General features: G+C 73.5%; 21 protein-coding genes and 1 pseudogene. 15 read left to right on the plus strand and 7 right to left on the minus strand.

The window, feature by feature from the left end; translation table 11 throughout:
- Nucleotides 1-3: 3 nt before the first annotated feature.
- The gene (gene aceB, locus ACIRFH_RS23830; RefSeq protein ID WP_403524245.1) at nucleotides 4-1,626 is read right to left on the minus strand and encodes a malate synthase A; all 1,623 of its coding nucleotides are present in this window, start codon (nucleotides 1,624-1,626) and stop codon (nucleotides 4-6) included.
- A 184-nt stretch (nucleotides 1,627-1,810) separates the two neighbouring features.
- Entirely contained in the window at nucleotides 1,811-2,410 is a 600-nt protein-coding gene (locus ACIRFH_RS23835; RefSeq protein ID WP_403524248.1) for an NTP transferase domain-containing protein, read from the minus strand.
- A gap of 199 nt (nucleotides 2,411-2,609) precedes the next feature.
- On the opposite strand from ACIRFH_RS23835, the gene ACIRFH_RS23840 reads away from it, so the two are divergent.
- The gene (locus tag ACIRFH_RS23840) at nucleotides 2,610-2,924 is read left to right on the plus strand and encodes a DUF5955 family protein (RefSeq protein WP_403524251.1); all 315 of its coding nucleotides are present in this window, start codon (nucleotides 2,610-2,612) and stop codon (nucleotides 2,922-2,924) included.
- A gap of 69 nt (nucleotides 2,925-2,993) precedes the next feature.
- Here the strand turns inward: ACIRFH_RS23840 and allR are convergent, their stop codons facing one another.
- Nucleotides 2,994-3,797 (minus strand): allantoin degradation transcriptional regulator AllR, encoded by an 804-nt coding sequence (gene allR / locus ACIRFH_RS23845; RefSeq protein WP_403524254.1) that lies wholly within the window; start codon nucleotides 3,795-3,797, stop codon nucleotides 2,994-2,996.
- A gap of 315 nt (nucleotides 3,798-4,112) precedes the next feature.
- On the opposite strand from allR, the gene allB reads away from it, so the two are divergent.
- Both allB and alc read left to right on the plus strand, forming a co-directional pair.
- The gene (gene allB, locus ACIRFH_RS23850; RefSeq protein WP_403524257.1) at nucleotides 4,113-5,453 is read left to right on the plus strand and encodes an allantoinase AllB; all 1,341 of its coding nucleotides are present in this window, start codon (nucleotides 4,113-4,115) and stop codon (nucleotides 5,451-5,453) included.
- A gap of 59 nt (nucleotides 5,454-5,512) precedes the next feature.
- A complete protein-coding gene (gene alc, locus ACIRFH_RS23855) occupies nucleotides 5,513-6,643 on the plus strand; it encodes an allantoicase (protein WP_403524260.1) in 1,131 nt (376 codons plus the stop codon).
- A gap of 128 nt (nucleotides 6,644-6,771) precedes the next feature.
- Here the strand turns inward: alc and ACIRFH_RS23860 are convergent, their stop codons facing one another.
- Nucleotides 6,772-7,536, minus strand: a complete 765-nt coding sequence (locus ACIRFH_RS23860; protein WP_403524262.1) for an SDR family NAD(P)-dependent oxidoreductase — start codon at nucleotides 7,534-7,536, stop codon at nucleotides 6,772-6,774.
- 175 nt (nucleotides 7,537-7,711) lie between these two features.
- Between ACIRFH_RS23860 and ACIRFH_RS23865 the strand changes: the two genes are divergently transcribed.
- Nucleotides 7,712-8,113: a ribonuclease domain-containing protein gene (locus tag ACIRFH_RS23865; protein ID WP_403524265.1), complete on the plus strand. Its 402-nt coding sequence runs from the start codon at nucleotides 7,712-7,714 to the stop codon at nucleotides 8,111-8,113.
- A 78-nt stretch (nucleotides 8,114-8,191) separates the two neighbouring features.
- Here the strand turns inward: ACIRFH_RS23865 and ACIRFH_RS23870 are convergent, their stop codons facing one another.
- Nucleotides 8,192-8,392, minus strand: coding sequence for a hypothetical protein (locus tag ACIRFH_RS23870; RefSeq protein WP_403524267.1), 201 nt, complete (start codon nucleotides 8,390-8,392; stop codon nucleotides 8,192-8,194).
- A gap of 179 nt (nucleotides 8,393-8,571) precedes the next feature.
- Here ACIRFH_RS23870 and ACIRFH_RS23875 point away from each other — a divergent pair, with 179 nt between their 5' ends.
- Both ACIRFH_RS23875 and ACIRFH_RS23880 read left to right on the plus strand, forming a co-directional pair.
- Entirely contained in the window at nucleotides 8,572-9,822 is a 1,251-nt protein-coding gene (locus tag ACIRFH_RS23875; RefSeq protein WP_403524270.1) for a sensor histidine kinase, read from the plus strand.
- 109 nt (nucleotides 9,823-9,931) lie between these two features.
- The gene (locus ACIRFH_RS23880; RefSeq protein WP_403524273.1) at nucleotides 9,932-10,612 is read left to right on the plus strand and encodes a response regulator; all 681 of its coding nucleotides are present in this window, start codon (nucleotides 9,932-9,934) and stop codon (nucleotides 10,610-10,612) included.
- Nucleotides 10,613-11,145: 533 nt separating this feature from the next.
- Here ACIRFH_RS23880 and ACIRFH_RS23885 read toward each other — a convergent pair.
- Nucleotides 11,146-11,301, minus strand: a pseudogene (locus ACIRFH_RS23885) (dehydrogenase); the annotation flags it as partial.
- A 128-nt stretch (nucleotides 11,302-11,429) separates the two neighbouring features.
- Between ACIRFH_RS23885 and ACIRFH_RS23890 the strand changes: the two are divergent.
- The 8 genes from ACIRFH_RS23890 (at nucleotide 11,430) to ACIRFH_RS23925 (ending at nucleotide 22,660) form a co-directional block, all read left to right on the plus strand.
- Nucleotides 11,430-12,167: a GntR family transcriptional regulator gene (locus ACIRFH_RS23890; RefSeq protein ID WP_403524376.1), complete on the plus strand. Its 738-nt coding sequence runs from the start codon at nucleotides 11,430-11,432 to the stop codon at nucleotides 12,165-12,167.
- Between the two features lie 192 nt (nucleotides 12,168-12,359).
- Complete coding sequence (locus ACIRFH_RS23895) at nucleotides 12,360-13,364, plus strand: sugar ABC transporter substrate-binding protein (protein ID WP_403524276.1); 1,005 nt, start codon at nucleotides 12,360-12,362, stop codon at nucleotides 13,362-13,364.
- Between the two features lie 47 nt (nucleotides 13,365-13,411).
- Entirely contained in the window at nucleotides 13,412-14,416 is a 1,005-nt protein-coding gene (locus ACIRFH_RS23900) for an ABC transporter permease (protein ID WP_403524379.1), read from the plus strand.
- Complete coding sequence (locus ACIRFH_RS23905) at nucleotides 14,413-15,207, plus strand: ATP-binding cassette domain-containing protein (RefSeq protein ID WP_403524279.1); 795 nt, start codon at nucleotides 14,413-14,415, stop codon at nucleotides 15,205-15,207. The genes ACIRFH_RS23900 and ACIRFH_RS23905 overlap by 4 nt, the downstream gene beginning before the upstream one ends.
- 114 nt (nucleotides 15,208-15,321) lie before the next feature.
- A complete protein-coding gene (locus ACIRFH_RS23910) occupies nucleotides 15,322-16,470 on the plus strand; it encodes an ROK family glucokinase (RefSeq protein WP_403524281.1) in 1,149 nt (382 codons plus the stop codon).
- Nucleotides 16,467-17,048, plus strand: coding sequence for a sugar kinase (locus tag ACIRFH_RS23915; RefSeq protein WP_403524284.1), 582 nt, complete (start codon nucleotides 16,467-16,469; stop codon nucleotides 17,046-17,048). The genes ACIRFH_RS23910 and ACIRFH_RS23915 overlap by 4 nt, the downstream gene beginning before the upstream one ends.
- A gap of 189 nt (nucleotides 17,049-17,237) precedes the next feature.
- Nucleotides 17,238-20,171 carry an SNF2-related protein gene (locus ACIRFH_RS23920; protein WP_403524287.1) on the plus strand — a complete coding sequence of 978 codons (2,934 nt, stop codon included), beginning with the start codon at nucleotides 17,238-17,240 and terminating at the stop codon, nucleotides 20,169-20,171.
- A 272-nt stretch (nucleotides 20,172-20,443) separates the two neighbouring features.
- A complete protein-coding gene (locus ACIRFH_RS23925) occupies nucleotides 20,444-22,660 on the plus strand; it encodes an SWIM zinc finger family protein (RefSeq protein ID WP_403524382.1) in 2,217 nt (738 codons plus the stop codon).
- A gap of 56 nt (nucleotides 22,661-22,716) precedes the next feature.
- Here the strand turns inward: ACIRFH_RS23925 and ACIRFH_RS23930 are convergent, their stop codons facing one another.
- Nucleotides 22,717-23,478: an SDR family oxidoreductase gene (locus ACIRFH_RS23930; RefSeq protein WP_403524290.1), complete on the minus strand. Its 762-nt coding sequence runs from the start codon at nucleotides 23,476-23,478 to the stop codon at nucleotides 22,717-22,719.
- Nucleotides 23,479-23,667: 189 nt separating this feature from the next.
- Here ACIRFH_RS23930 and ACIRFH_RS23935 point away from each other — a divergent pair, with 189 nt between their 5' ends.
- The gene (locus tag ACIRFH_RS23935; RefSeq protein ID WP_403524293.1) at nucleotides 23,668-24,534 is read left to right on the plus strand and encodes a helix-turn-helix transcriptional regulator; all 867 of its coding nucleotides are present in this window, start codon (nucleotides 23,668-23,670) and stop codon (nucleotides 24,532-24,534) included.
- Nucleotides 24,535-24,847: the final 313 nt, after the last annotated feature.

A 24,847-nucleotide genomic window follows, 5' to 3' on the forward strand; every position in this document is an offset into this window, starting at 1 on the left:
GGGTCAGCCCTTGAGCTGCTCGTACGCCGGCAGCGTCAGGAAGTCGGCGTAGTCCTCGTCCAGGGAGACCGTCAGCAGCAGGTCGTGCGCCTGCTGCCAGTTGCCGGCCGCGAACGCCTCGTCGCCGATCTCGGCGCGGATGTTCGCCAGTTCCTCGGCGGCGACCTTGCGGGCCAGCTCGGCGGTGACCTTCTCGCCGTTGTCGAGGACGACACCCGCGTTGATCCACTGCCAGATCTGCGAGCGGGAGATCTCGGCGGTGGCCGCGTCCTCCATCAGGTTGAAGATGGCGACGGCGCCCAGGCCGCGCAGCCACGCCTCGATGTAGCGGATGCCGACCTGCACGGCGTTGACCAGGCCGTCGTAGGTGGGCTTGGCGTCGAGGGAGTCGATCGCGATCAGGTCGGCCGCCTTGACGTCGACGTCCTCGCGCAGGCGGTCCTTCTGGTTCGGCTTGTCGCCGAGGACCTTGTCGAAGGACTCCATGGCGATCGGGACCAGGTCGGGGTGGGCGACCCAGGAGCCGTCGAAGCCGTCGTTCGCCTCGCGGTCCTTGTCGGCACGGACCTTCTCGAAGGCCACCTTGTTGACCTCGGGGTCCTTGCGGGACGGGATGAACGCCGCCATGCCGCCGATCGCGTGCGCGCCGCGCTTGTGGCAGGTGCGCACGAGGAGTTCGGTGTACGCCCGCATGAACGGGGCGGTCATCGTGACCGCGTTGCGGTCCGGGAGCACGAACTTCGCGCCGCCGTCACGGAAGTTCTTGACGATGGAGAACAGGTAGTCCCAGCGGCCGGCGTTCAGCCCGGAGGCGTGGTCGCGCAGCTCGTAGAGGATCTCCTCCATCTCGTACGCGGCCGTGATCGTCTCGATCAGGACGGTGGCGCGGACGGTGCCCTGCGGGATGCCGACGTAGTCCTGCGCGAAGACGAAGATGTCGTTCCAGAGGCGGGCCTCCAGGTGGGACTCCGTCTTCGGGAGGTAGAAGTACGGGCCCTTGCCGAGGTCCAGCAGGCGCTTGGCGTTGTGGAAGAAGTACAGGCCGAAGTCGACCAGGGCGCCGGGGACCGGGCGGCCGTCGGCCTGGAGGTGGCGCTCGTCGAGGTGCCAGCCGCGCGGGCGCATGACGACCGTCGCCAGCTCCTCCTCGGGGCGCAGGGCGTACGACTTGCCGGTGCGCTCGTCGGTGAAGTCGATGGTGCGGGTGTAGGCGGAGATCAGGTTGAGCTGACCGAGGACGACGTTCTCCCAGGTCGGGGCGGAGGCGTCCTCGAAGTCCGCGAGCCAGACCTTCGCGCCCGAGTTGAGGGCGTTGATGGTCATCTTGCGGTCGGTCGGGCCGGTGATCTCGACGCGGCGGTCGTTCAGCGCGGCCGGAGCGGGGGCCACCGTCCAGGAGTCGTCCGCGCGGATCGCGGCGGTCTGGGGGAGGAAGTCGAGCGTGGAGGTGCGGGCGATCTCGGCGCGGCGCTCCGCACGGCGGGCGAGGAGCTCGTCACGCCGGGGCGTGAACCGCCGGTGCAGCTCGGCCACGAAGGCGAGCGCCGCATCGGTGAGGACCTCCTCCTGCCGGGGCAGGGGCTCGGCGTCGACGATGGCCAGCGTGGACGGCGCTGGTGCGGACATGAGCTGTCACTTCCTTCAGCGGTGGCACCGGGTGCCAACGGGCACGTATGGGGCATAGCGCACTCGCTGTGCGGTCGAGTGCTTCTGGTCAGTGGATAGTAGTTTCCTCATCGTGGAACTTCAATGGTTTGTTGATGTCGAGATTCTCTGAGTCGAGGGATGGTGGCGCCCAGTGCCACGCTCCTCACTCAAGGTGGCGCAGGTCCGCCTCGGTGTCGATGTCGTACGGCCGCGCCACGTCCCCGCACTCGACGAGCGCGATGTCCCCCTCGTGTTCCCTCAGATAGGCGCGTGCCCCCCGGTCGCCGGTCGCGGTCGCCGTGACGCCCGCCCAGTGGGCCGCCCCGAGGAGGACGGGATGGCCGCGCACGCCCGCGTACGCCGCCGAGACCAGCGACGTCTCGTCCCGGTACCCGGCGTGCACCCGCGCCACCGCCTCCGCGCCGATGCCGGGCTGGTCCACCAGCGAGACCAGCGCCGCCCGCGCCCCCGTGCCGGCGAGCGAGGCGAGTCCGGCGCGCAGCGAGGTGCCCATGCCCCGCTCCCACTCGGGGTTGTCCACCAGGACACATCCCGCGAGCGCCGCCCGCGTGCGCACCTCCCGGGCGCGTGCGCCCAGGACGACGTGCACGCGGGCGCAGCCGGCCGCGCGCAGTACCTCGGCCGCGTGTTCGACGAGCAGGTGCCCGCGATGCTCGAGCAGTGCCTTGGGCCGACCGCCGAGCCGCCGTCCGCCTCCCGCGGCGAGCAGCAGCCCGGCCACCTGGTCCTCGTTGTCCGTCATGCGTCCTGCATACCTGACCGCGCGTCGAACACCCGGCGCGCCCCCGCTTCCCGGGGCTGAATTTCGGTCCTCGCGGTGGCGCGCCCGGCACCGGGTGGCGTTTACTGGCCCGCACCCCCGGCCGCCCGGCCGGCGTCACGGGGGTGCTCGGCACGTTCACCGCGCAGGGGCGCACGACGGGGTGCGAGGGGGAGGGGCTGTGTTGCGGAGCTTGGGGCAGAGGCACGTGACCGTCGACGACGCGGACGTGAGGGTGGCGGCACTGCGGACCGCGGTGTCCCGGCTGCGCCGTCAACTGGCCGTGCTGCCCGCGGACTTCCCGGACCGGGCGATCGCCGAGGACGAACTGGCCGACCTGGCCGCGATGGCGGACCACGAGGTCCCGGAGGTGCCGAGGCTGCGCCGGTCCCTGCTGCTGATAGCGGGTGCGATCGGCTCCGTCAGCGCCCTGTCGTCCGGGCTGACGGACGTCCGCCACGCCGTCGAGCTGTTCGGGGACCCGCCGCGGCGGTGAGGCACCGGCACGCGACGTAAGCGGCCCCCGGCGGTGTCCCCGCCAGGGGCCGGACGTCCGCGTGGCGGCTCAGGTGGCCGGGTTGCCGTTCGAGGCCAGCAGCGCTTCCGAGAGCTCGGCCGCCACCTGCTGGAGCAGCGGCACCATCCTGTCGGTCGCGTCCTCCGTGACGCGGCCCGCCGGGCCCGAGATGGAGATGGCCGCGGCGGTGGGGGAGTCCGGCACGGAGACGGCCAGGCAGCGCACCCCGATCTCCTGCTCGTTGTCGTCGATCGCGTACCCCTGGCGCCGCACCTCCTCCAGCGCCGCGAGGAACCCGTCCGGCGTGGTGATCGTCTTGTCCGTCGCGGCCGGCATGCCGGTGCGGTGCAGCAGGGCCCGCACCTCCTCCGGCGGGAAGCCGGCGAGCAGGGCCTTGCCGACGCCCGTCGAGTGCGGCAGGACGCGGCGGCCGACCTCGGTGAACATGCGCATCGAGTGCTTGGACGGCACCTGTGCGACGTAGACGATCTCGTCCCCGTCGAGCAGGGCCATGTTCGCCGTCTCGCCGGTCTCCTCGACCAGCCGGGCCAGGTGCGGGCGCGCCCAGGTGCCCAGCAGGCGGGACGCGGACTCGCCGAGCCGGATCAGGCGCGGGCCGAGCGCGTAGCGCCGGTTGGACTGCTGGCGTACGTACCCGCAGGCCACGAGGGTGCGCATCAGGCGGTGGATGGTGGGCAGCGGCAGTCCGCTGCTCGCGGACAGCTCGCTCAGGCCGACCTCGCCGCCCGCGTCCGCCATCCGTTCGAGCAGGTCGAAGGCGCGTTCCAGGGACTGGACGCCGCCCGGGGCGGACCTGGCGGAGTCGGTGGTGCTGGCGCTGGACGTCGGCACGGCACGTTCCTTTCGGGGCTGGCGGGAGGGCAGAAGCCTACCCGGCGGCCGGTTGACTCCCCGCTTGTACATAGCTACGTTCTGTCTGTCGGAATAGTAATTCCGCTTTGTGGAAACGTCCAGAGCGGGGTCGTCGGTCGCGCTCAAGGTGAAGGGTGCCTCTTGACGGCGTGGAACGGGAAGTGAAGACTCCTTCAACAGAACGTTGAAGTCCGTTACGTGGTGAGAGATCCCGTTTCCCGGCTGTGGACCGGATGTGAACCGGCGGGCCGGCGGTGGACCGGCGGCGGAACGACTGCAGAGAGAGGGGTTCGGGTGTCCCAGGCTGAACTGGTGCTGCGCTCGACGCGCGTCATCACTCCCGAGGGCATACGCGCCGCGTCCGTCGCGGTGAGCGGCGGCACGATCACGGACGTGCTCCCGTACGACGCGCCCGTACCGGAGGGCGCCCGCCTGGAGGACGTCGGCGACCACGTCGTCCTGCCCGGGCTGGTCGACACCCACGTGCACGTCAACGACCCCGGGCGCACCGAGTGGGAGGGCTTCTGGACCGCCACCCGCGCCGCGGCCGCCGGTGGCGTCACCACCCTCGTCGACATGCCGCTCAACTCCATCCCGCCCACCACCACGGTCGAGAACCTGCGCACCAAGCAGCAGGTCGCCGCCGACAAGGCGCACATCGACGTCGGCTTCTGGGGCGGTGCCCTGCCGGACAACGTCAAGGACCTGCGCCCGCTGCACGAGGCCGGCGTCTTCGGCTTCAAGTGCTTCCTGTCGCCGTCCGGCGTGGACGAGTTCCCGCACCTCGACCAGGAGCAGCTCGCCCGGTCCCTCGCCGAGATCGCCGCCTTCGACGGCCTGCTGATCGTGCACGCCGAGGACCCGCACCACCTGGCCGCCGCCCCGCAGCAGGGCGGCCCCCGGTACGCCGACTTCCTCGCCAGCCGTCCCCGCGACGCCGAGGACACCGCCATCGCCGCCCTCATCGAGCAGGCGAAGCGGTTCGACGCCCGGGTGCACGTGCTCCACCTGTCCTCCAGCGACGCCCTGCCGCTGATCGCCGGGGCCCGGGCCGAGGGCGTCCGCCTCACCGTGGAGACCTGCCCGCACTACCTCACGCTCACCGCCGAGGAAGTCCCGGACGGCGCGAGCGAGTTCAAGTGCTGCCCGCCCATCCGCGAGGCGGCCAACCAGGACCTGCTGTGGCAGGCGCTGGCCGACGGCACCATCGACTGCGTCGTCACCGACCACTCGCCCTCGACCGCCGACCTGAAGACCGACGACTTCGCCACCGCCTGGGGCGGCATCGCCGGTCTCCAGCTGAGCCTGGCGGCCATGTGGACCGCGGCCCGCGAACGCGGCCACGGCCTGGAGGACATCGTCCGCTGGATGTCGGCCAACACCTCCCGCCTGGTCGGACTGGAGGCCCGCAAGGGCGCCATCGCGCCGGGCCACGACGCCGACTTCGCCGTCCTCGCCCCCGACGAGACCTTCACCGTCGACCCGGCCGGCCTCCAGCACCGCAACCGCGTCACCGCGTACGCGGGCAAGACCCTGTACGGCGTCGTGAAGTCCACCTGGCTGCGCGGAGAGCGCATCGTGGCGGACGGCGTCTTCACCGATCCGAAGGGACAGCTCCTCTCCCGGACGCCCTGACGGTCCGGACCTGCCCCGACACCCACCTCGAACGACCCCGAAAGGAACACCTGATCACCGTGACGGCCCAGCAGAACACCTCGTTGGCCAGCTTCACCGGCGACGCGAACCCCTACGGAGGCGGCGACCCGTACGCGGACTACCGCAGCGCCGACCTCCCCTTCACCCAGTACGCCAACCTCGCCGACCGGCGACTGGGCGCCGGTGTCGTCGCCGCCAACGACGAGTTCTTCGCCCAGCGCGAGAACCTGCTGGTGCCCGAGCGCGCCGAGTTCGACCCCGAGCACTTCGGGCACAAGGGCAAGGTCATGGACGGCTGGGAGACCCGCCGCCGCCGCGGTGCCTCCGCCGAGCACCCCTGGCCCACCGAGGACGACCACGACTGGGCGCTGATCCGCCTCGGCGCGCCCGGCGTGATCCGCGGCATCGTCGTCGACACCGCCCACTTCCGCGGCAACTACCCGCAGGCGGTCTCCGTCGAGGGCGCCTCGGTCGCGGGCTCCCCGTCGCCGGAGGAACTGCTCGCTGACGACGTGAAGTGGACGACCCTCGTCCCGCGCACCGCGGTCGGCGGCCACGCGGCCAACGGCTTCGCCGTCTCGGCCGAGCAGCGCTTCACCCACCTGCGTCTCAAGCAGCACCCCGACGGCGGCATCGCCCGCCTGCGCGTGTACGGCGAGGTCGTTCCGGACCCGGCGTGGCTCGCCGCGCTCGGCACCTTCGACGTGGTCGCGCTGGAGAACGGCGGCCAGGTCGAGGACGCCTCCAACCTCTTCTACTCGCCGGCCACCAACACCATCCAGCCGGGCCGTTCCCGCAAGATGGACGACGGCTGGGAGACCCGCCGCCGCCGTGACCGGGGCAACGACTGGATCAGCTACCGGCTGGTCGACCGCTCCCAGATCCGCGCGATCGAGATCGACACGGCGTACCTGAAGGGCAACTCGGCGGGCTGGGCGTCGGTGTCGGTGAAGGACGGCGAGACCGGTGAGTGGCGCGAGGTGCTGCCCCGCACCCGGATGCAGCCCGACACCAACCACCGCTTCGTCCTGCCCGAGCCGGCCGTCGGCACCCACGCGCGCGTGGACATCTTCCCCGACGGCGGCATCTCCCGCCTGCGCCTGTTCGGCTCCCTGACCGAGGACGGCGCGGCCCACCTGGCCGCCCGCCACCAGGAACTGGGCGGCTGACGCACGGACCGGCCGCCCCCGGCGACGAACCGGGAACGGCCGGTCCCCGCACACCCGCGGGGCGCACCGGCAGGACAGCACCGGTGCGCCCCGCGCGCACGTCCGGGGACGTTGGCCCGGCACGTCCCCTACGCCGCGTGGCCGCCGTCCACCGCGTACTCCGCGCCCGTGACGTACGGGGCGCAGGCCAGATGGGCCACCGTCGACGCCACCTCGTCCGCCGTGCCGAAGCGGCCCAGGGCCGTCATGGCGGCCTGGCCCTTCGCGTAGGGACCGTCCGCCGGGTTCATGTCCGTGTCGATCGGGCCCGGGTGGACGATGTTCGCCGTGATCCCGCGCGGGCCGAGCTCCCGCGCCAGGGCCTTGGTCAGGCCGACGAGGGCCGCCTTGCTCATGGCGTACAGCGTGCCGCCGGGCCCCGGCACCCGCTGGGTCATGCAGGTGCCGATCGTGATGATCCGGCCGCCCTCCGCCATGCGGGCCGCGGCCGCCTGGGAGGCCAGGAAGACGCCGCGGACGTTCACGGCCAGCAGGTGGTCGACGTCGGCGAGCGACAGGCTCTCCAGCGGGCCCAGCACGCCCGCGCCCACGTTGTTCACCAGCACGTCGACGCCGCCCCCGAGCGCCTGTGCCGCCCGCTCGACCGCCCCCGCGGCCTCCTGGGCGTCGGCGGAGTCCGCGCGCAGGGCCACCGCCCGGCGCCCCAGCGCCTCGACGGCCCGTACGACGTCCGAGGCCGCGTCCTCGCCGTTCACATAGGTGAGGGCGACGTCCGCGCCCTCCCGCGCCAGGCGCAGCACGGTGGCCGCGCCGATGCCGCGGCTGCCGCCCGTCACGAGGGCCGTCCGGCCGGTCAGGGGGGAGGGAGCGAGTGAGTTCGTGTTCGTGTCCATGGATCCATCTCAGCGGGCCCCGCGTGTCCACACCGGCGGCGAACGGACGTCGACCTGATCCGCGGCCGACGGTGTCGGCGATGATGCGAACTCGCCGGAAACACATGGGACGTTCAGGGAAACTCCATGGCCTTGTCATTGACATGCCATCGTCTACGCGCGTCATCATGAGGGCATGCGATTCCCCCCACGCGCCGCCCGGATCGGCGCCGCAGCCGCAGCCGCAGTCCTGTCCGCCCTCCTCGTGGGCGGTTCCGTCTCCGCGACCACCGCCGGCGCCGCCCCCGCCGCGGTCGGCGACATCTGCTACAGCGACCTGCCCTCCCAGGCGCACGACACGCTCGACCTGATCGAGCGGGGCGGCCCCTACCCGTACGAACAGGACGGGACCGTCTTCCGGAACCGGGAGGGCGTCCTGCCCAGCCGGTCCACCGGGTACTACCACGAGTACACGGTGATCACCCCGGGCTCCGACACCCGCGGAGCGCGCCGCATCGTCACCGGCGAGGCGAGCCGGGAGGACTACTACACGGCCGACCACTACGCGTCGTTCGACCTCGTCGACCACGGCTGCTGAGGGACCACGGCTGCTGAGGCCACGGCTTGTGAGGCACACGGCTGTTGAGGACGGCGCCGCGGAGCCCGGCCTCCGTGCTCACCGCCCTCCGCTGTTCTCCGCGGCGGCGAACAGCGCCAGCGCCAGCGCGATCAGCGCGACGCTCGCGTAGACCTCGTACCCGTCGAGGAAGCCGAGCCGGTGCACGAACCCCCAGTTCCAGTCGGTGAATTCGTGCACCACGCCCGCCACGCCCTGCACCAGGGCGAGGAAGCCCGCGATCTCCAGAACCTTCTTCATGCCCCCGACTCTCGCCCCGCGGACCCCCCACCCACATCGGCCGCGGGGCGAGGCATTCCCGACCGAAGTCCCCGTCGCGCACCGCCCGGTACACCGAAGGTCTACGACCGCGCGACTTCGGTCGCCGATCCGCCGCGCACCGGGGCGACGGCGGCCCGCGCTGCGTAGATTTGCCGACCGTGAACGATGACAAGCCGGTGCGGACCGTCCCGGTGCTCCAGGGGCGACGCTGGCTGCTGCCGTCGGCGCTGGCCGACCAGCTCGATCCGGACGCCGAGGAGCCCGGACGCCGGTCCCGGCGCACCGCACGCGACTGGCTCGTCGACTTCGCCTGCTTCCTGCTCGCCGTCCTGATCGGCCTGCTGAGCGTGGACACGCTGGACCAGGAGCCGGCTCTCCCGCCCGGCTGGGGAGTCGCCGACCAGCTGATCGGCGCCCTCGCGTGCGCCGCCGTGTGGGGCAGACGCCGGTGGCCGGTCGGGCTGGCGGTGGCGCTGGTACCGGTCGGGCTCGTCTCGCTCACCTCGAGCGGGGCCGCCCTCGTCGCCCTCTTCACCGTGGCGGTGCACCGGCCCTTCCGGTACACCGCCTGGCTGACCGGCGTCAACATGCTGATGCAGCCCCTTCTCTACTGGCTGCGCCCCGACCCCCAGCTGCCCTACCTCGGCGTGGTCCTCCTCGGCTGCCTGCTGGCGGTCACGGTGGCCGGCTGGGGCATGCTCGCCCGGTCCAAGCGCCAGCTCATGCTCAGCCTGCGCGACCGGGCCAGACACGCGGAGACGGAGGCGCGGCTGCGGGCAGAACAGGCGCAGCGACTGGCGCGGGAGGCCATCGCCCGGGAGATGCACGACGTCCTCGCCCACCGGCTGACGCTGCTGAGCGTGCACGCCGGCGCCCTGGAGTTCCGGCCCGACGCGCCCCGCGAGGAGGTGGTGCGGGCGGCCGGCGTCATCCGCGAGAGCGCGCACGAGGCACTGCAGGACCTGCGGGAGATCATCGGCGTCCTGCGGGCCGGCGACGCCGACGACGGGGGCCGCCCCCAGCCGACGCTCGCGGCACTGGACGTCCTGGTCGCCGAGTCCCGGCAGGCCGGCATGGAGGTGGCCTTCGTCCGGCACGTCACCGACCCCACCGCCGTCCCCGCCTCGGTGGGCCGCACCGCCTATCGCATCGCCCAGGAGGCCCTGACCAACGCCCGCAAACACGCCCCCGGCGCCGAGGTCACCCTCTCCGTCACCGGGGCGCCGGGCGACGGTCTCGCCGTGTCCGTGCGCAACGCCCCGCCCGAGGGGGACGTGCCCCACGTACCGGGCTCCGGGCAGGGCCTGATCGGGCTGACCGAGCGTGCGACGCTGGCGGGCGGCGCGCTGGAGCACGGTCCCACGGCCGACGGCGGCTTCGAGGTACGGGCGCGGCTGCCGTGGGGATGAGCGCCGGAACGCCGTCCCGGCTTCCTGATGCGCCGTCACCGCCCCGCCGGTGCGAGGGAAGGGCCCGGTCCGTGTGTGATCCCTCCGGCGGCCGTGATTACGTGTGGCCATGACTGCGATCAGACTGCTCCTCGTCGACGACGACCCGCTCGTGCGGGCCGGACTGTCCCTCATGCTGGGCGGCGCCGAAGACGTCGAGATCGTCGGCGAGGCCGCCGACGGCGACGAGGTCGAGGCACTCGTCGACCGCACCCGTCCGGACGTCGTCCTCATGGACATCCGGATGCCGGGGACGGACGGTCTGACGGCCACCGAGCGGCTGCGCGGCCGCGCGGACGCCCCGCAGGTCGTGGTGCTCACCACCTTCCACGCCGACGAGCAGGTGCTGCGGGCCCTGCGCGCGGGCGCCGCCGGCTTCGTCCTGAAGGACACCCCGCCCGCGGAGATCCTCGACGCGGTGCGCAAGGTCGCCGCCGGCGACCCCGTCCTGTCGCCCGCCGTGACCCGGCGGCTGATGGAGCACGCGGCCGGCACCGGTGCCGACACGAGGCGTACGCGCGCGCGTGCCCGCATCGCCGCGCTGAACGACCGCGAGCGCGAGGTCGCCGTCGCCGTCGGACGCGGCCTCGCCAACGCCGCCGTCGCGGCGGAGCTCTACATGAGCGTGGCCACCGTCAAGACCCACGTCTCCCGCATCCTGGCCAAGCTCGGCCTCGACAACCGCGTGCAGATCGCGCTGCTGGCGTACGACGCGGGCCTCCTGGACGAACACCAGGACGACGCCCCCTAGTGCCGCGGCAGGCGGCGTTCGCCCCGTCGCGACGCCCGGCACGCTCCCCCGGAGGGGGTGCCCCCACTCACCGCACCGGCCGGAAGCCCGCGTACGTCCAGTACGAGGGCTTCCGGCCGGCACTCCCCCGGCCTCCGGCCGGGGGACCCCCGGAGCACGCACCGGACGCCGCTCCTCACCGGGCGAACGTCGCCTGCCGCGGCACTAGCCGGCTCCTGCCGTCGGGCCCCGCCCCGCCCCGTACGTCCCCTCTCGCCCCGTACGGATGCTGTCGGTGCGTCCTCAGGGCCCTTGATCGGAGCGAATGTCCCGGCAGAGCGGCGCACGGACGGCGTGTCGCCGGGACATCCGCTCCCATCACCCCACCACGGACGGCCGCGCCGGGACGAGCGTCCCCGGACACCGCCGTCGCGGGGCCCGGTGACGCACGCCGCTGTCGCCGGAGGCAGCCGGTCGGTCCGTCACCGGCTCCGCCGCTCCCGGCACCTCCGCCGGCCGTACCGCCCTGCGCTCGCACCGGGAGATCTCGTCCACCCCGGCGCCGCCGACTCGTCCGGCCGGTGGGCCAGGGCCTGCGCCCGCGCCAGGCCCGCGCCCGTGAGGGCCAGGGATCCGACGTTCCGGCGGCGGCTGAGCGTGTGGGCGTGCACCGTGCCGATACGGCCCGTACCGATGATCCCGATGCGCAGGGAAACAAAGGGGGCCACGGCCCGCGCGCTGTCGATGTGTATGTCCGGACAACCGGACCGCACGACTTCCCGTCAATAGCTCACCGGGCTACGCTCGGACCGTGCCGAAACCAGAAGTGCACCCGACCGTGGCGCTGGACCTCAGCGTGGATCGCGGCAGCCCCGTGCCGCTGTACTTCCAGCTGGCGCAGCAGTTGGAGGCGGCGATCGAGCACGGCGCGCTGACACCGGGGAGCCTGCTGGGCAACGAGATCGAGCTCGCCGCACGGCTCGGCCTGTCCCGGCCCACCGTCCGCCAGGCCATCCAGTCCCTGGTCGACAAGGGACTGCTCGTACGCCGCCGGGGTGTCGGCACCCAGGTGGTGCACAGCCAGGTCAAGCGCCCGCTGGAACTCAGCAGCCTCTACGACGACCTGGAGTCGGCGGGGCAGCGCCCGGCCACGAAGCTCCTGGTCGACACGGTCGTCCCGGCGACGGCCGAGGTCGCCGCCGCGCTCGGCGTGGCCGAGGGCAGCGACGTGCACCGGGTCGAGCGGCTGCGCCTCGCGCACGGGGAGCCGATGGCGTACCTGTGCAACCACCTGCCGCCCGGTCTCCTCGACCTGGATCCCGGACAGCTGGAGGCCACCGGCCTCTACCGGCTCATGCGCGCCGCCGGGATCACCCTGCACAGCGCCCGCCAGTCCATCGGCGCCCGCGCCGCCACCGCCGCCGAGGCCGAGCGGCTCGGCGAGGAGGAGGGCGCGCCGCTGCTCACCATGCGGCGCACGACGTTCGACGACACGGGGCGCGCGGTCGAACTGGGCACGCACACCTACCGGCCGTCCCGCTACTCCTTCGAGTTCCAGTTGCTCGTACGGTCCTGACCCGCACCGGCCGAGGGGTTCGGACCGGCCGAGGGGCCCGGTCCGCCGTGCGGGCCGGTCTCCATGTCCGGACAATGTGACCGACCGCTGCTCCCCGGCGCCGCATGACCGATGCCCGTGTCGGACAATGGGGCGTTTGGGATTTCCAGAACCCAGCAGCAGAGCACGGCACAGCAAGAAGGGCACGGCCTCGTGGCACGGTTTCGGACCTGGGTAGGCATCGCACTGGCGGGGGCACTGTCGGTGTCGCTCGCCGGCTGCAGCAGCACCGGCGGCAAGCGCGCCGAGGACGCCCGCAAGGCCGCGGCGGCTCAGGGGAGGGCGGCGGTGAACACCCCCCGCTGGACCTTCGCGATGATCACTCACTCGGGCGACGGCGACACCTTCTGGGACATCGTCCAGAGCGGCGCGGAGCAGGCCGCGGTCAAGGACAACATCAACTTCCTGTACTCCCACGACGACGAGGCGCAGCAGCAGGCGCAGCTCGTGGACGCGGCCGTCGACAAGAAGGTCGACGGCATCATCGTCACCCTCGCCAAGCCCGACGCCATGAAGGCCGCCGTCGCCCGCGCCGAGAAGGCGGGCATCCCGGTGGTCACCGTGAACTCCGGCTCGCGGGAGTCGAAGGAGTTCGGCGCGCTCACCCACATCGGGCAGGACGAGACGATCGCCGGCGAGGCCGTCGGCGAGGAGCTGAACGCGCGGGGCCGCAAGCAGGCGATCTGCGTCCTGCACGAGCAGGGCAACGTCGGCCACGAGCAGCGCTGCGACGGCGTCGAGAAGACCTTCGACGGCAAGGTCCAGCGGCTCTACGTCACCGGCACCAGCATGCCGGACGTGCAGTCCGCCATCGAGGCCAAGCTCCAGACCGACAAGTCCGTCGACGCGGTCGTCACCCTCGGCGCCCCCTACGCCGACACGGCCGTCAAGGCCAAGCAGGGCGCGGGCAGCAAGGCCGAGATCGACACCTTCGACCTCAACGCCAAGGTCGCCGCCGGCCTCCAGGACGGCACCCTCGGCTTCGCCGTCGACCAGCAGCCCTACCTCCAGGGCTATGAGGCGGTCGACCTGCTGTGGCTGTACAAGTACAACGCCGACGTCCTCGGCGGCGGCCGGCCGGTGCTCACCGGCCCGCAGATCATCACCAAGGACGACGCCGCGGCGCTGGCCGACTACACGAAGCGGGGCACCCGGTGAGCGCCACGCAGCCCAAGGACACGGAGCCGAAGGACACGGACGAGAGGATGCTGGAGACCTCCGGCCTGCGGAAACTGCTGAGCCGCCCCGAGCTAGGGTCCGTCGTCGGCGCGATCGCCGTCTTCGTCTTCTTCGCGTTCTTCGCCGACAGCTTCCTGCGCGCCTCCAGCCTCAGCACGGTGCTCTACGCCGCCTCCACGATCGGCATCATGGCCGTCCCCGTGGCGCTGCTGATGATCGGCGGCGAGTTCGACCTGTCCGCCGGCGTCATGGTCACGTCCTCGGCGCTGATCTCCTCGATGTTCAGCTACCAGATGACCGCCAACGTCTGGGTCGGCGTCGGGGTGTCCCTGCTGGTCACCCTGGCGATCGGCGCCTTCAACGGCTTCATGCTCACCCGCACGAAGCTGCCCAGCTTCATCATCACGCTGGGCACCTTCCTGATGCTGACCGGCATGAACCTGGGCTTCACCAAGCTGATCGACGGCACCGTCTCCACCAAGACGATCGCCGACATGGAGGGCTTCCCCTCCGCCCGGGACGTCTTCGCCTCCACGATCACCGTCGGCGGCGTCGGCTTCAAGGTCACCATCCTGTGGTGGCTCGCCCTGGTCGCCGTCGCCAGCTGGATCCTGCTGCGCACCCGCGCCGGCAACTGGATCTTCGCGGTCGGCGGCAACGAGGACGCGGCCCGCGCGGTCGGCGTCCCGGTCACCAGGACCAAGATCGGCCTCTACATGGGCGTGGCCCTCGGCGCCTGGATCTCCGGCCAGCACCTGCTCTTCTCGTACGACGTCGTCCAGTCCGGCGAGGGCGTCGGCAACGAACTGATCTACATCATCGCGGCCGTCATCGGCGGCTGCCTGATCACCGGCGGCTACGGCAGCGCCGTCGGCTCGGCGGTCGGCGCCCTCATCTTCGGCATGACCAGCAAGGGCATCGTCTTCGCCGAGTGGAACCCCGACTGGTTCAAGTTCTTCCTCGGAGCGATGCTGCTCCTCGCGACCCTGCTCAACGCCTGGGTCCGCAAGCGCGCGGAGGCCGCCAAGTGACACAGACCGAAAGCCGCACGGCGCTCGTCGAGCTGTCCGACGTCAGCAAGCACTACGGCAACGTCCGCGCGCTCGAAGGGGTCTCGCTGGCCGTCCACGCCGGTGAGATCACCTGCGTGCTGGGCGACAACGGCGCCGGCAAGTCGACCCTGATCAAGATCATCGCGGGTCTCCACCAGCACGACGGCGGCACGCTCGCCCTCGACGGGGAGGAGACCCGCCTCTCCTCCCCGCGCGAGGCCCTGGACCGCGGTATCGCCACCGTCTACCAGGACCTGGCCGTCGTCCCGCTCATGCCGGTCTGGCGGAACTTCTTCCTCGGCTCCGAGCCGCGCAAGGGCGTCGGCCCCTTCAAGCGCATGGACGTCGACCACATGCGCCGCACCACCCACGCGGAGCTCCTCCGCATGGGCATCGACCTGCGCGACGTCGACCAGCCCATCGGCACCCTCTCCGGCGGCGAACGCCAGTGCGTGGCCATCGCCCGCGCGGTGCACTTCGGCGCGAAGGTCCTGGTGCTCGACGAGCCGACGGCGGCCCTCGGCGTGAAGCAGTCCGGTGTGGTCCTGAAGTACGTGGCGGCGGCCCGCGACCAGGGCCTGGGTGTTGTTCTCATCACCCACAACCCCCACCACGCGTACCTGGTGGGGGACAGGTTCGTGCTGCTCAAGCGGGGCGCGATGGTGGGCAACCACGAACGCGAGGACATCACCCTGGACGAACTGACTCGCCAGATGGCAGGCGGAAACGAGCTCGATGATCTACGCCACGAACTGCAACGCCCCTCTTAGGGGCGCGAGGAACTGCGCGACCAGCCGCAACGGACTTGCACCCGGCAACGAACCGTTCACGCCGGCCTCCTCGCATTCGGCACCCGGCACAGCCGTGCGGCAGAATCGCACCCGATGAGCACCTACCGCGACTTCACCGCCCCCATCGGCTCCCGCCGCGCCCCGGTCCTGCGCACCGTGGGCACCAGGGAACGCCGCTCGCACCTCACGGCACCCCGCGTGCCGACGGTCGGCATCGACATCGGCGGCACGAAAGTCATGGCGGGCGTCGTCGACGCGGACGGCAACATCCTGGAGAAGCTCCGCACGGAGACCCCGGACAAGTCCAAGAGCCCCAAGGTCGTCGAGGACACCATCGTCGAGCTGGTCCTGGACCTGTCCGACCGGCACGACGTGCACGCCGTGGGCATCGGCGCGGCCGGCTGGGTCGACGCCGACCGCAACCGCGTGCTGTTCGCCCCCCACCTGGCCTGGCGCAACGAACCGCTGCGCGACCGCATCGCCGGCCGCCTCGCGGTCCCCGTCCTCGTGGACAACGACGCCAACACCGCCGCCTGGGCCGAGTGGCGCTTCGGCGCCGGCCGCGGTGAGGACCACCTCGTCATGATCACGCTCGGCACCGGCATCGGCGGCGCGATCCTGGAGGACGGCCAGGTCAAGCGGGGCAAGTACGGGGTCGCCGGCGAGTTCGGCCACATGCAGGTCGTGCCCGGCGGCCACCGCTGCCCGTGCGGCAACCGCGGCTGCTGGGAGCAGTACAGCTCCGGGAACGCCCTGGTCCGGGAGGCCCGCGAGCTGGCCGCCGCGGACTCGCCGGTGGCGTACGGGGTCATCGAGCACGTCAAGGGCAACATCGCCGACATCAACGGCCCGATGATCACCGAGCTGGCCCGCGAGGGCGACGCCATGTGCGTCGAGCTGCTCCAGGACATCGGCCAGTGGCTCGGCGTCGGCATCGCCAACCTCGCCGCCGCGCTCGACCCGTCCTGCTTCGTCATCGGCGGTGGTGTGAGCGCCGCCGACGACCTGCTGATCGGCCCCGCGCGCGACGCGTTCAAGCGCCAGCTCACCGGCCGCGGCTACCGCCCGGAGGCCCGCATCGTCCGCGCCCAGCTCGGTCCCGAGGCCGGCATGGTCGGCGCCGCCGACCTGGCCCGACTGGTCGCCCGCCGGTTCCGGCGCGCCAAGCGGCGCCGGGTGGAGCGCTACGAGCGGTACGAGCGGTACGCGGAGGCCCGCCGTACGTCCGGGGAGTCGCTGTGACGGGCCCCAGCCCGGACGGGACCGGCCCCCCGGAGGAACCCGCGCGCCCGGCCGAGGACCGCCGGCACATGATCCGCCGGCGGGCGCTCACCCTGCTCATCATCGTCCTGCTCATCGGCGTCCCGGCCGGCTACCTGGTGATCTCCGCCAACCAGAGCCGCGACAGCGGCAAGGTCAAGGAGGCCAAGTACTCGGCGACCGGCCTGACCGAGGGCTGGCCCTCCAAGCTCCAGCGCCGCCTCTACGAGGTCCCCGTCCCGGCCCCGTCCGAAGAGGTCGCCTACTACGAGACGAACAACTGGAAGACCAGCCGGCTCTACGTCCAGTTCGAGACCACCGCCGCGGGACTGGACGCGTTCCTGGCGGGCATGGGCGTCTCCCGGAGCGACCTGAAGCGCGACGAGCCGGCCATCGGCGACCGCGACCAGCACATCACCGGCTGGAGCTTCGACCGGCCCGGCCCGTGGTGGGGCCTCGTCCACGAGCAGCCGAACCCGGCACCCACCCACGACGTCCTGGTCAACCTCGCCGATCCGGGCCGTCCGATGGTGTACGTGGTGTCGCGCACGGTCCCCTGACCGCGCCCGTCCCCCCTGACCGCGCCCGTCCCCGCCGTCCGCGCCCGTCCCCCGCCGTCCGCGCCCGTGCCCGGCCGGAGCCCCGGGCCTTGGAACCCCGTCCCGCAGGCCGCCGGGGCCGATTGTCAGACCCCGCCCGTAGAGTCGAGGACAGGTGATCCGGGACGCGGGCGGGAGGTGGCAGAACGTATGAGCGACACGACCGGAACGGTCGTCACGGCCGAGCGCACGCACGGGCGGGCGGAGCAGGGGCCGCCCGTCCCCTCCGTGTCCGTCCGGCTCGCCGCCGTCTTCCTGCCCGCGCCCCTGCCGCGCGACGGCCGGATCGCCTTCTGGGACCCCGCGGGCGACCCCGCCACCGCCGCGGCGCCCGAGGACGGGGCCCGGCCCACCGGACATCCGCCCGCCGGTGCCGCCGAGGGCGTGCCCGAGCCCACGGAACTCACCGTCGTCCGCCGGCACGGCGCCGGGGTGCGCCGCGGCACCACCACCGCGCTGTCCCTCCCGCTCACCGAGGCCCTGCCCCTGCTGGTGCGCGCCCGGCACGACCCGGCCGCCCACCCGGCCACCGCCTGCTGGGGCGCCGCCGCCCTGCACGCCCTGCGGCTCACCGCGCGCGGCCGCCTGCTGCCCGGCCTGACGGCGACCGGGCACGACGCCTGGCGGGCCGGCCCGCTCGACCCCGACGACATCGCCCACCTGCGCGCGGTGGCCGCCGCGCTGCCCCCCGAGGGCCACGCGGTCCCGCTGGACGGGCCCGGCCCGATCCGGCTGCCGGCCCCCGAGGCGCTGATGCGCTCCTTCCTGGACGCGGTGGCCGACACCCTGCCCCGCACCCCCGCCGCGCCCCATGCCTCGGGCCGCCCCTTCGCCGCACGCGCCGCCCAGCGCCTGCCCGGCGCCCACGACTGGGCCGCGGAGGTCGCCGCCGGCATGGACGCGGGCGTACGGATCTCCCTGCGCCTGGACCTCTCGGCGCACGACCTCTTCGACGCCGGTCCCGGCGACGGCGGCGCGCGCGGCGCGGGGGCGGCCGTCGTCCAGGTGCACAGCCTCGCCGACCCCACCCTCGTGGCCGACGCGGCGGACCTGTGGTCGGGCGCGGCCGACGCGGCGTTCGGCCCCCGCGCGCGCGTGGACGCCGCCCTCGCGGTGCGGCGCGCGGCGCGCGTGTGGCCACCGCTCGACCGCCTCACCGAGCAGGACGTGCCCGACGTCCTGAGCCTGTCCGAGGACGAGGTCACCGACCTGCTGGGCGTGGCGGCCGGCCGGCTCGCCGCCGCCGGGGTCGCCGTGCACTGGCCCCGCGACCTCGCCCAGGACCTCACCGCGACCGCGGTGGTCCGGCCCGCGCCCGGTTCGGCGACCGACGGCACGGGCTTCTTCGAGAGCGAGGACCTCCTCCAGTTCCGCTGGCAGCTCGCGATCGGCGGCGATCCGCTCACCGAGGCCGAGATGGACAGCCTCGCCGAGGCCCATCGCCCGGTCGTCCGGCTGCGCGACCGGTGGGTGCTGGTCGACCCGGCCCTCGCCCGCCGGGCCCGCACACGCGACCTGGGCCTGCTCGACCCGGTCGACGCCCTGTCCGTCGCCCTCACCGGCACCGCCGAGGCCGACGGCGAGACCGTCGAGGTGGTGCCCGTCGGCGCGCTGGCCACCCTGCGCGACCGGCTGACGGCCGGCATCCGTCCCGCCGAGCCCCCGCCCGGCCTGCACGCCACCCTCCGCGACTACCAGCTCCGCGGCCTGGCCTGGCTCGACCTCATGACCTCGCTCGGGCTCGGCGGCTGCCTCGCCGACGACATGGGCCTCGGCAAGACCGTCACCCTCATCGCCCTGCACCTGAAGAGGGCCCGCACCGAGCCGACCCTCGTGGTCTGCCCGGCCTCCCTGCTGGGCAACTGGCAGCGGGAGATCACCCGGTTCGCGCCCGGCGTCCCCGTCCGCCGCTTCCACGGCCCCGACCGCACCCTGGACGGCCTGGAGGGCGGCTTCGTCCTCACCACGTACGGCACGATGCGGTCCGCCGCGGCGACCCTGGCCGACCAGCCCTGGGGCATGGTCGTCGCCGACGAGGCGCAGCACGTCAAGAACCCGTACTCGGCGACCGCGAAGGCGCTGCGCACCATCCCGTCCCCGGCCCGCGTGGCGCTCACCGGCACCCCGGTCGAGAACAACCTCTCCGAACTGTGGGCGCTGCTCGACTGGACGACCCCCGGTCTCCTCGGCCCGCTCAAGGCCTTCCGCGCCCGGCACGCGCGCGCGGTGGAGAACGGCGAGGACGAGGAGGCGGTACGGCGCCTGGCCCGTCTGGTCCGCCCCTTCCTGCTGCGCCGCAAGAAGTCCGACCCCGGCATCGTCCCCGAACTGCCGCCGAAGACCGAGACGGACCACCCGGTGCCCCTCACCCGCGAACAGGCCGCGCTGTACGAGGCGGTGGTGCGCGAGTCGATGCTCGCGATCGAGACCGCGGACGGCATGGCCCGGCGGGGACTGGTGCTCAAGCTGCTGACCTCGCTGAAGCAGATCTGCGACCACCCGGCGCTGTTCCTGAAGGAGGAGCAGCCGCCGGGCGGAGCCGACCGGCTCACCGCCCGCTCCGGCAAGCTCGCCCTGCTCGACGAGCTGCTGGACACGGTGCTCGCCGAGGACGGCTCGGTACTCGTCTTCACCCAGTACGTCGGCATGGCCCGCCTCATCACCTCCCACCTGGCCGCCCACGCGGTCCCGGCCGAACTCCTGCACGGCGGTACGCCGGTACCCGAGCGCGAGCGCATGGTGGACCGCTTCCAGAGCGGGGCGACCCCCGTCCTCGTCCTGTCCCTGAAGGCCGCCGGCACCGGCCTCAACCTGACCCGCGCGGGCCACGTCGTGCACGTCGACCGCTGGTGGAACCCGGCCGTCGAGGAACAGGCCACCGACCGCGCCTACCGCATCGGCCAGACCCAGCCGGTCCAGGTCCACCGGTTCATCACCGAGGGCACGGTCGAGGACCGCATCGCCGAGATGCTCCAGTCCAAGCGGGCCCTGGCCGACGCGGTCCTCGGCGGCGGTGAGGCGGCCCTGACCGAACTGACGGACCGAGAGCTGTCCGACCTGGTGTCCCTGCGGAGGCCGTCATGACCCACAGCCCCGCCGACGCGGCCCGCCGCGCCCTGAGGGCGGCACGGGAACGAGGGGAGACGGCACCGGTCCCGGCGGCCGACGCGGACACGGAGGCCGACGGCGGCGCGGGCGCCGGCACGGGCACCACGGACCGCGAGCCGGTGCGGGAGCGAGGACCTGCCCAGGACCAGGGCCGCGCTCAGGACCGGGCCCACGGCCGTGCCGGGTCCCCGGGCCGGGACCGGAGCGAGCACGCCGGGCCCCGTCCCGCGGACATCGCCCGCGCGGCGTTGCGCAGCGCGCGGATCGCCCGGCAGGCGGGCGCCGACGGCGCGGCGGGGGAGGACGAGGCCCCTCGGGACACGGCGGGCCGCACCCGCACCGCACCAGGGGCCCCCGCGGGACCGGACGCGGCCGAGAGCCGGCCGCCGGCCGCCCCCGGCACCCTGCCAGAGGAAGCGGACCGCCCCGGTGAAGCCGCAAGGGCCACCTGGTCGGCCGTTTCTGGCGAAGTGACAGGCTCCGGCCCCGCGGACCACCACGACGGTGCACCGGGCCTTCCCGCGACCACCTCGACAACCCCTCCGGGCGCAGCGTCCCCCTCCGCCCCGTCAACCCCTCCGGGCGCAGCGTCCCCCTCCGCCCCGTCAACCCCTCCGGGCGCAGCGTCCCCCTCCGCCCCGACGCCGTCTCCTGCGGGTACGGCCACCACGCCCGGGGAGGACAGCCGGCCGGCGGATGCGGCCCGCGAGGCGTTGCGGGCGGCCCGACGGCAGGCGCAGGCGGACGCCGCGGCCGGGAGCGCGGCGGGTGCGCGACGGCCTGCGCGTCCGGCACGTCGTCCGCACGGGACCGGCGGCACCGAGGACGCCCGCGCCCGCGCCGTACGGGACTTCGTCGCGGGCGCGTTCCGTCTGCCCCCGGAAGCGGACCTCCCCGACGGGGTTCCGGCGTTCGAGGAGCCCGTCGGCGGGACCGCCGCCGAGAGCCCCCGAAGCGCGGTGACGTCACCCGAGGAGCACGCGTCCCCCGATCCGGCCCCGGCCCCCGGGCACACGGCGGGACCCGCCGAAGCCCCGGCACCCGCCGACGAGCCGCCGCTCCCGCCCGCCCCGGCGCACGAGCCACCGCCACCCCGGCATCAGCCGGCACGGCACCCGGAGCGGGTCCCGGTGGCACGGAACCGGACCGCGCACCCGGCGACGTACGGCCAGGACCCCTCCACACCGCCGGCGTCCCCTTGCACCCCCCGCTCCATGGCCGCCCCGAACCGCGACGGCGATCTCCGCCGCACCTTCCCCGCCTTCCCGCCCCGGACGGCCCCGGACGGCGGCTTCGCCGGGACCTGGTGGGGGAACGCGTGGGTGACCGCGCTGGAGGAGGGCGCGCTGGACCCCGCGCGGCTGGCGCGCGGCCGCGGCTACGCCGGGCAGGGCAACGTCGACGCCATCACGGTGACGCCCGGACTCGTCCTCGCCTACGTGCAGGGCAGCCGTCCGAGGCCGTACCGCGTCCAGGTACGGCTGCGCACGCTCGACGACGCCGACTGGGAGCGATTCCTGGACGCCGCCGCCGAGCGGCCGGGGCACATCGCGGCCCTGCTCGACAAGGAGCTGCCCCACTCCCTCGCCGACTGCGGGGTACCGCTGCTCCCCGGCCCCGGTGACCTCGCCCCGCGGTGCAGCTGTCCCGACTCCGGTCACCCCTGCAAGCACGCCGCCGCCCTCTGCTACCAGACGGCGCGGCTGCTGGACGCCGACCCCTTCGTCCTGCTCCTGCTGCGCGGCAGGGGCGAACGCGAGCTGCTGGACGCCCTGTCCCGGCTCAGTGCCGCCCGCGCGGCCCGCGCCGCCCAGGACAGGGGCCCGGCGCCCCTGCCCGGCGTCCGGGCCACCGAGGCACTGGCCGCGCGGTCGCTCCCGCCCCTCCCGGCGCCGCTGCCCGTGCCCCCGCACCCCGAACAGCCCCCCGCCTACCCGGCGGCGCCGGGCGGCCCCGACCCCTTCGCGCTGGACCAGCTGGCCACCGACGCCGCCGCCCGCGCCCACGCCCTGCTCACCACGGGCCGCGACCCGGTCGGCGGACTGACGCTGTGGCAGGACGCCGTCCGCCACGCCGCCGCACGCCCCGGCTCCGGCCTCACCGCCGGCACCCGCGCGCTGTACTCCTCCCTGGCCCGGGCCGCCGGCCGCAGCACGTCCGAGCTGGCGCGCGCGGTGGCCGCTTGGCGTCAGGGCGGCCTGGAGGGCCTCGCCGTCCTGGAGGAACCCTGGGACCCGCCGGCCGGCCGTTTCGACCGCGCCCGCCCCCTGCTGCTCGCGGCCGACCTCCCCGCCTTCCGTCCCTGGCGCAACCACCTCACCCACCCCGCGGGGCACCTCCAGCTCCGTCTCGGCCGCACCGGTCTGTGGTACGCCTACGAGTCCGAGCCGGGCCGCGACGACTGGTGGCCTCGCGGCACCCCCGACCTGGACCCGGTCGGCGCCCTGACGGGACTGGTCGGCTGAGGCAGAGGCCGGGGCGGCGGCGGTCGGCCGGCGTGACGGGCACGGCGCGAGGGGCGTCAGCCTTGGCGGCCGGGGAGCATGGCCAGGGCCCGGGCGCGCTGTGCGACCAGTTCGTCATAGGTGCCGTCGCGCTCGGCCCAGCGGTGCATGTGAACCCGCTCGACCAGGATCTCGTCGGGAGTCGGGTTCTGCGCGAGCAGCTGCATGACCTCGGTGGCGAAGTCGTCGAGCGGCAGTGCGGCGGGGTTGACCTTCTCCTGCCCCGCCGTGGCGACGGCCGGGGGGACGAGCTCGACGACGCTGACGCCGGTGCCGTCGAGCTGCACGCGCAGTGCCTCGGAGTAGGCGTGGACCGCGGCCTTGGAGGCGGCGTAGGTGGGCATGGGCGGGAACGGCAGGAAGGCGATGCCGGAGGTGACGGTGACGAAGGTGCCGGAGCCGCGTCCGACCAGGTGCGGAGTGAAGGCGTCGATGACCCGGATGGTGCCGACCAGGTTGGTCTCGATGGTCGTCCGTGCCGCCTCGAAGTGCCCGGGGTCGCGCAGGTCCTCCAGGAGCATGACGCCCGACATGGTCACCACGGTGTCCAGCTCCGGGTACCGGGCGAGTACGGCGTCGCGGGCACGGGCGACGGAGGCACCGTCGGTGACGTCGACGCCGAAGGTGGCGATGCCTTCGTCGGAAAGCTCTTCGAGCGCTTCCGCGCTGCGCCCTCCGACGGCCACGGTGCTGCCCGCTGCGGCGAACCGCCGGGCCAGTTCCCGGCCGATACCAGAGGTTCCGCCGACGATGAGAACGGTGCGGTTGGACAGATCCATGAGGTGTTCCTTCGGTTCAGAACGCCGGATGCCATGGGGCACACGGCGCCGCTCGGCGATGATCCCTGTCTTTTTCGAACAGTGATGCCGCAACCCTGACGAGATCTGCCCGCTGCGGGCAGGGCCCCCGTCGTCCCTGGTCCTGCCAGGGCCCCCTCTGGGACGCGGGCACCGCATTACGGTGAACCCATGAAGGAAGAGGAACCCGACAACCGGCTCGGCAGCTACCTGCGCGCACGGCGCGACCTGGTCTCCCCCGAGCAGGCGGGGATCCCGCCCGGCGGCAACCGCCGTGTTCCCGGCCTGCGCCGTGAGGAAGTGGCCCTGCTCGCCGGAATCAGCCCCGACTACTATCTGCGCCTGGAGCGGGGCCGTGACAAGAACCCCTCGCCCCAGGTCCTCGAATCACTCGCGCGCGTCCTGCGCCTCGACGACGTGGAACGGACGTATCTGCTCGGCCTCGGGGCCGCACGCCCCAGGGCACCGCGCCGTAAGCGACCCGAGCACGTGCCGGCACGAGTGCACCAGCTCCTCGCCCAGCTCCACATTCCCGCGTTCGTCGAAGGCCGCGCGTTCGACGTCCTCGCCTCCAACCCCATGGCCGTCGCCTTCTCCCCGCGACTGCGGCCCGGCCAGAACCGGCTCCGTTCCTTCTTCCTCGATCCCGAGGAACAGGCTTTCCACCAGGACTGGGAGAAAGCGGCCGCGGGCTTCGTCGCCACCCTTCGCACCACCATCGGGGACGACACCGACGACCCCCGGTTCGTCGAACTCGTCGGAGAGCTCGCACTGTCCAGCCGACGGTTCCGCACCCTGTGGGCCCGGCACGACGTCCGCGCACTCGACGGAGGCACCACGACCGTCCACCACCCCGTCGTCGGAGAGCTACGGCTGCACCGTGACAAACTCCCCATCGAGAACGTCCTTCTCGTCGTCTACTACCCCGACGAGGACAGCGACGCCCACGACAAGCTGCGACTCCTGTCCGCACTCACACAGACCGGACCCACCGACACGACGCGCGGCAGGCCGGCGGACTCCCCGCGGACATCCTGACGGCACCGGACACGCCCGCCGCGCGCGCCGGACGCAGCGGCGTCCGGTTCTCGCCGGTCCGAGGCAAATGCTTGGACTGTGACCCCCTTCCGGCGGGAGACTTCCGACTTCCGAACCACCGGGAGTGTGACGGGGCCACCGATGCGCGAGGGCTGTCGCCGGGCGGGAGCGCGGTCGTTCCGGCGCTGGGCCGCTACGGCCGGGAACCGCTGCGACTACGACTGCCGGCCCTGCCCGCGCCGCCGCCGTCGAGGCGGGCCAGGAGACGGCCCGGCCGAGACGGGGCACCGTGGGACGTCGGTGCCCCGCCTCG

It is taken from the genome of Streptomyces sp. NPDC093586 (genome assembly GCF_044764905.1).
GTDB lineage: Bacteria > Actinomycetota > Actinomycetes > Streptomycetales > Streptomycetaceae > Streptomyces.

What these genes read in the sequence shown, in the direction of transcription:
- aceB (WP_403524245.1), bottom strand. Translation starts at nt 1,626, where the DNA reads ATGTCCGCACCAGCGCCGTCCACGCTGGCCATCGTCGACGCCGAGCCC.
- ACIRFH_RS23835 (WP_403524248.1), bottom strand. Translation starts at nt 2,410, where the DNA reads ATGACGGACAACGAGGACCAGGTGGCCGGGCTGCTGCTCGCCGCGGGA.
- ACIRFH_RS23860 (WP_403524262.1), bottom strand. Translation starts at nt 7,536, where the DNA reads ATGGACACGAACACGAACTCACTCGCTCCCTCCCCCCTGACCGGCCGG.
- ACIRFH_RS23865 (WP_403524265.1), top strand. Translation starts at nt 7,712, where the DNA reads ATGCGATTCCCCCCACGCGCCGCCCGGATCGGCGCCGCAGCCGCAGCC.
- ACIRFH_RS23870 (WP_403524267.1), bottom strand. Translation starts at nt 8,392, where the DNA reads ATGAAGAAGGTTCTGGAGATCGCGGGCTTCCTCGCCCTGGTGCAGGGC.
- ACIRFH_RS23880 (WP_403524273.1), top strand. Translation starts at nt 9,932, where the DNA reads ATGACTGCGATCAGACTGCTCCTCGTCGACGACGACCCGCTCGTGCGG.
- ACIRFH_RS23900 (WP_403524379.1), top strand. Translation starts at nt 13,412, where the DNA reads ATGCTGGAGACCTCCGGCCTGCGGAAACTGCTGAGCCGCCCCGAGCTA.
- ACIRFH_RS23910 (WP_403524281.1), top strand. Translation starts at nt 15,322, where the DNA reads ATGAGCACCTACCGCGACTTCACCGCCCCCATCGGCTCCCGCCGCGCC.
- ACIRFH_RS23920 (WP_403524287.1), top strand. Translation starts at nt 17,238, where the DNA reads ATGAGCGACACGACCGGAACGGTCGTCACGGCCGAGCGCACGCACGGG.
- ACIRFH_RS23930 (WP_403524290.1), bottom strand. Translation starts at nt 23,478, where the DNA reads ATGGATCTGTCCAACCGCACCGTTCTCATCGTCGGCGGAACCTCTGGT.
- ACIRFH_RS23935 (WP_403524293.1), top strand. Translation starts at nt 23,668, where the DNA reads ATGAAGGAAGAGGAACCCGACAACCGGCTCGGCAGCTACCTGCGCGCA.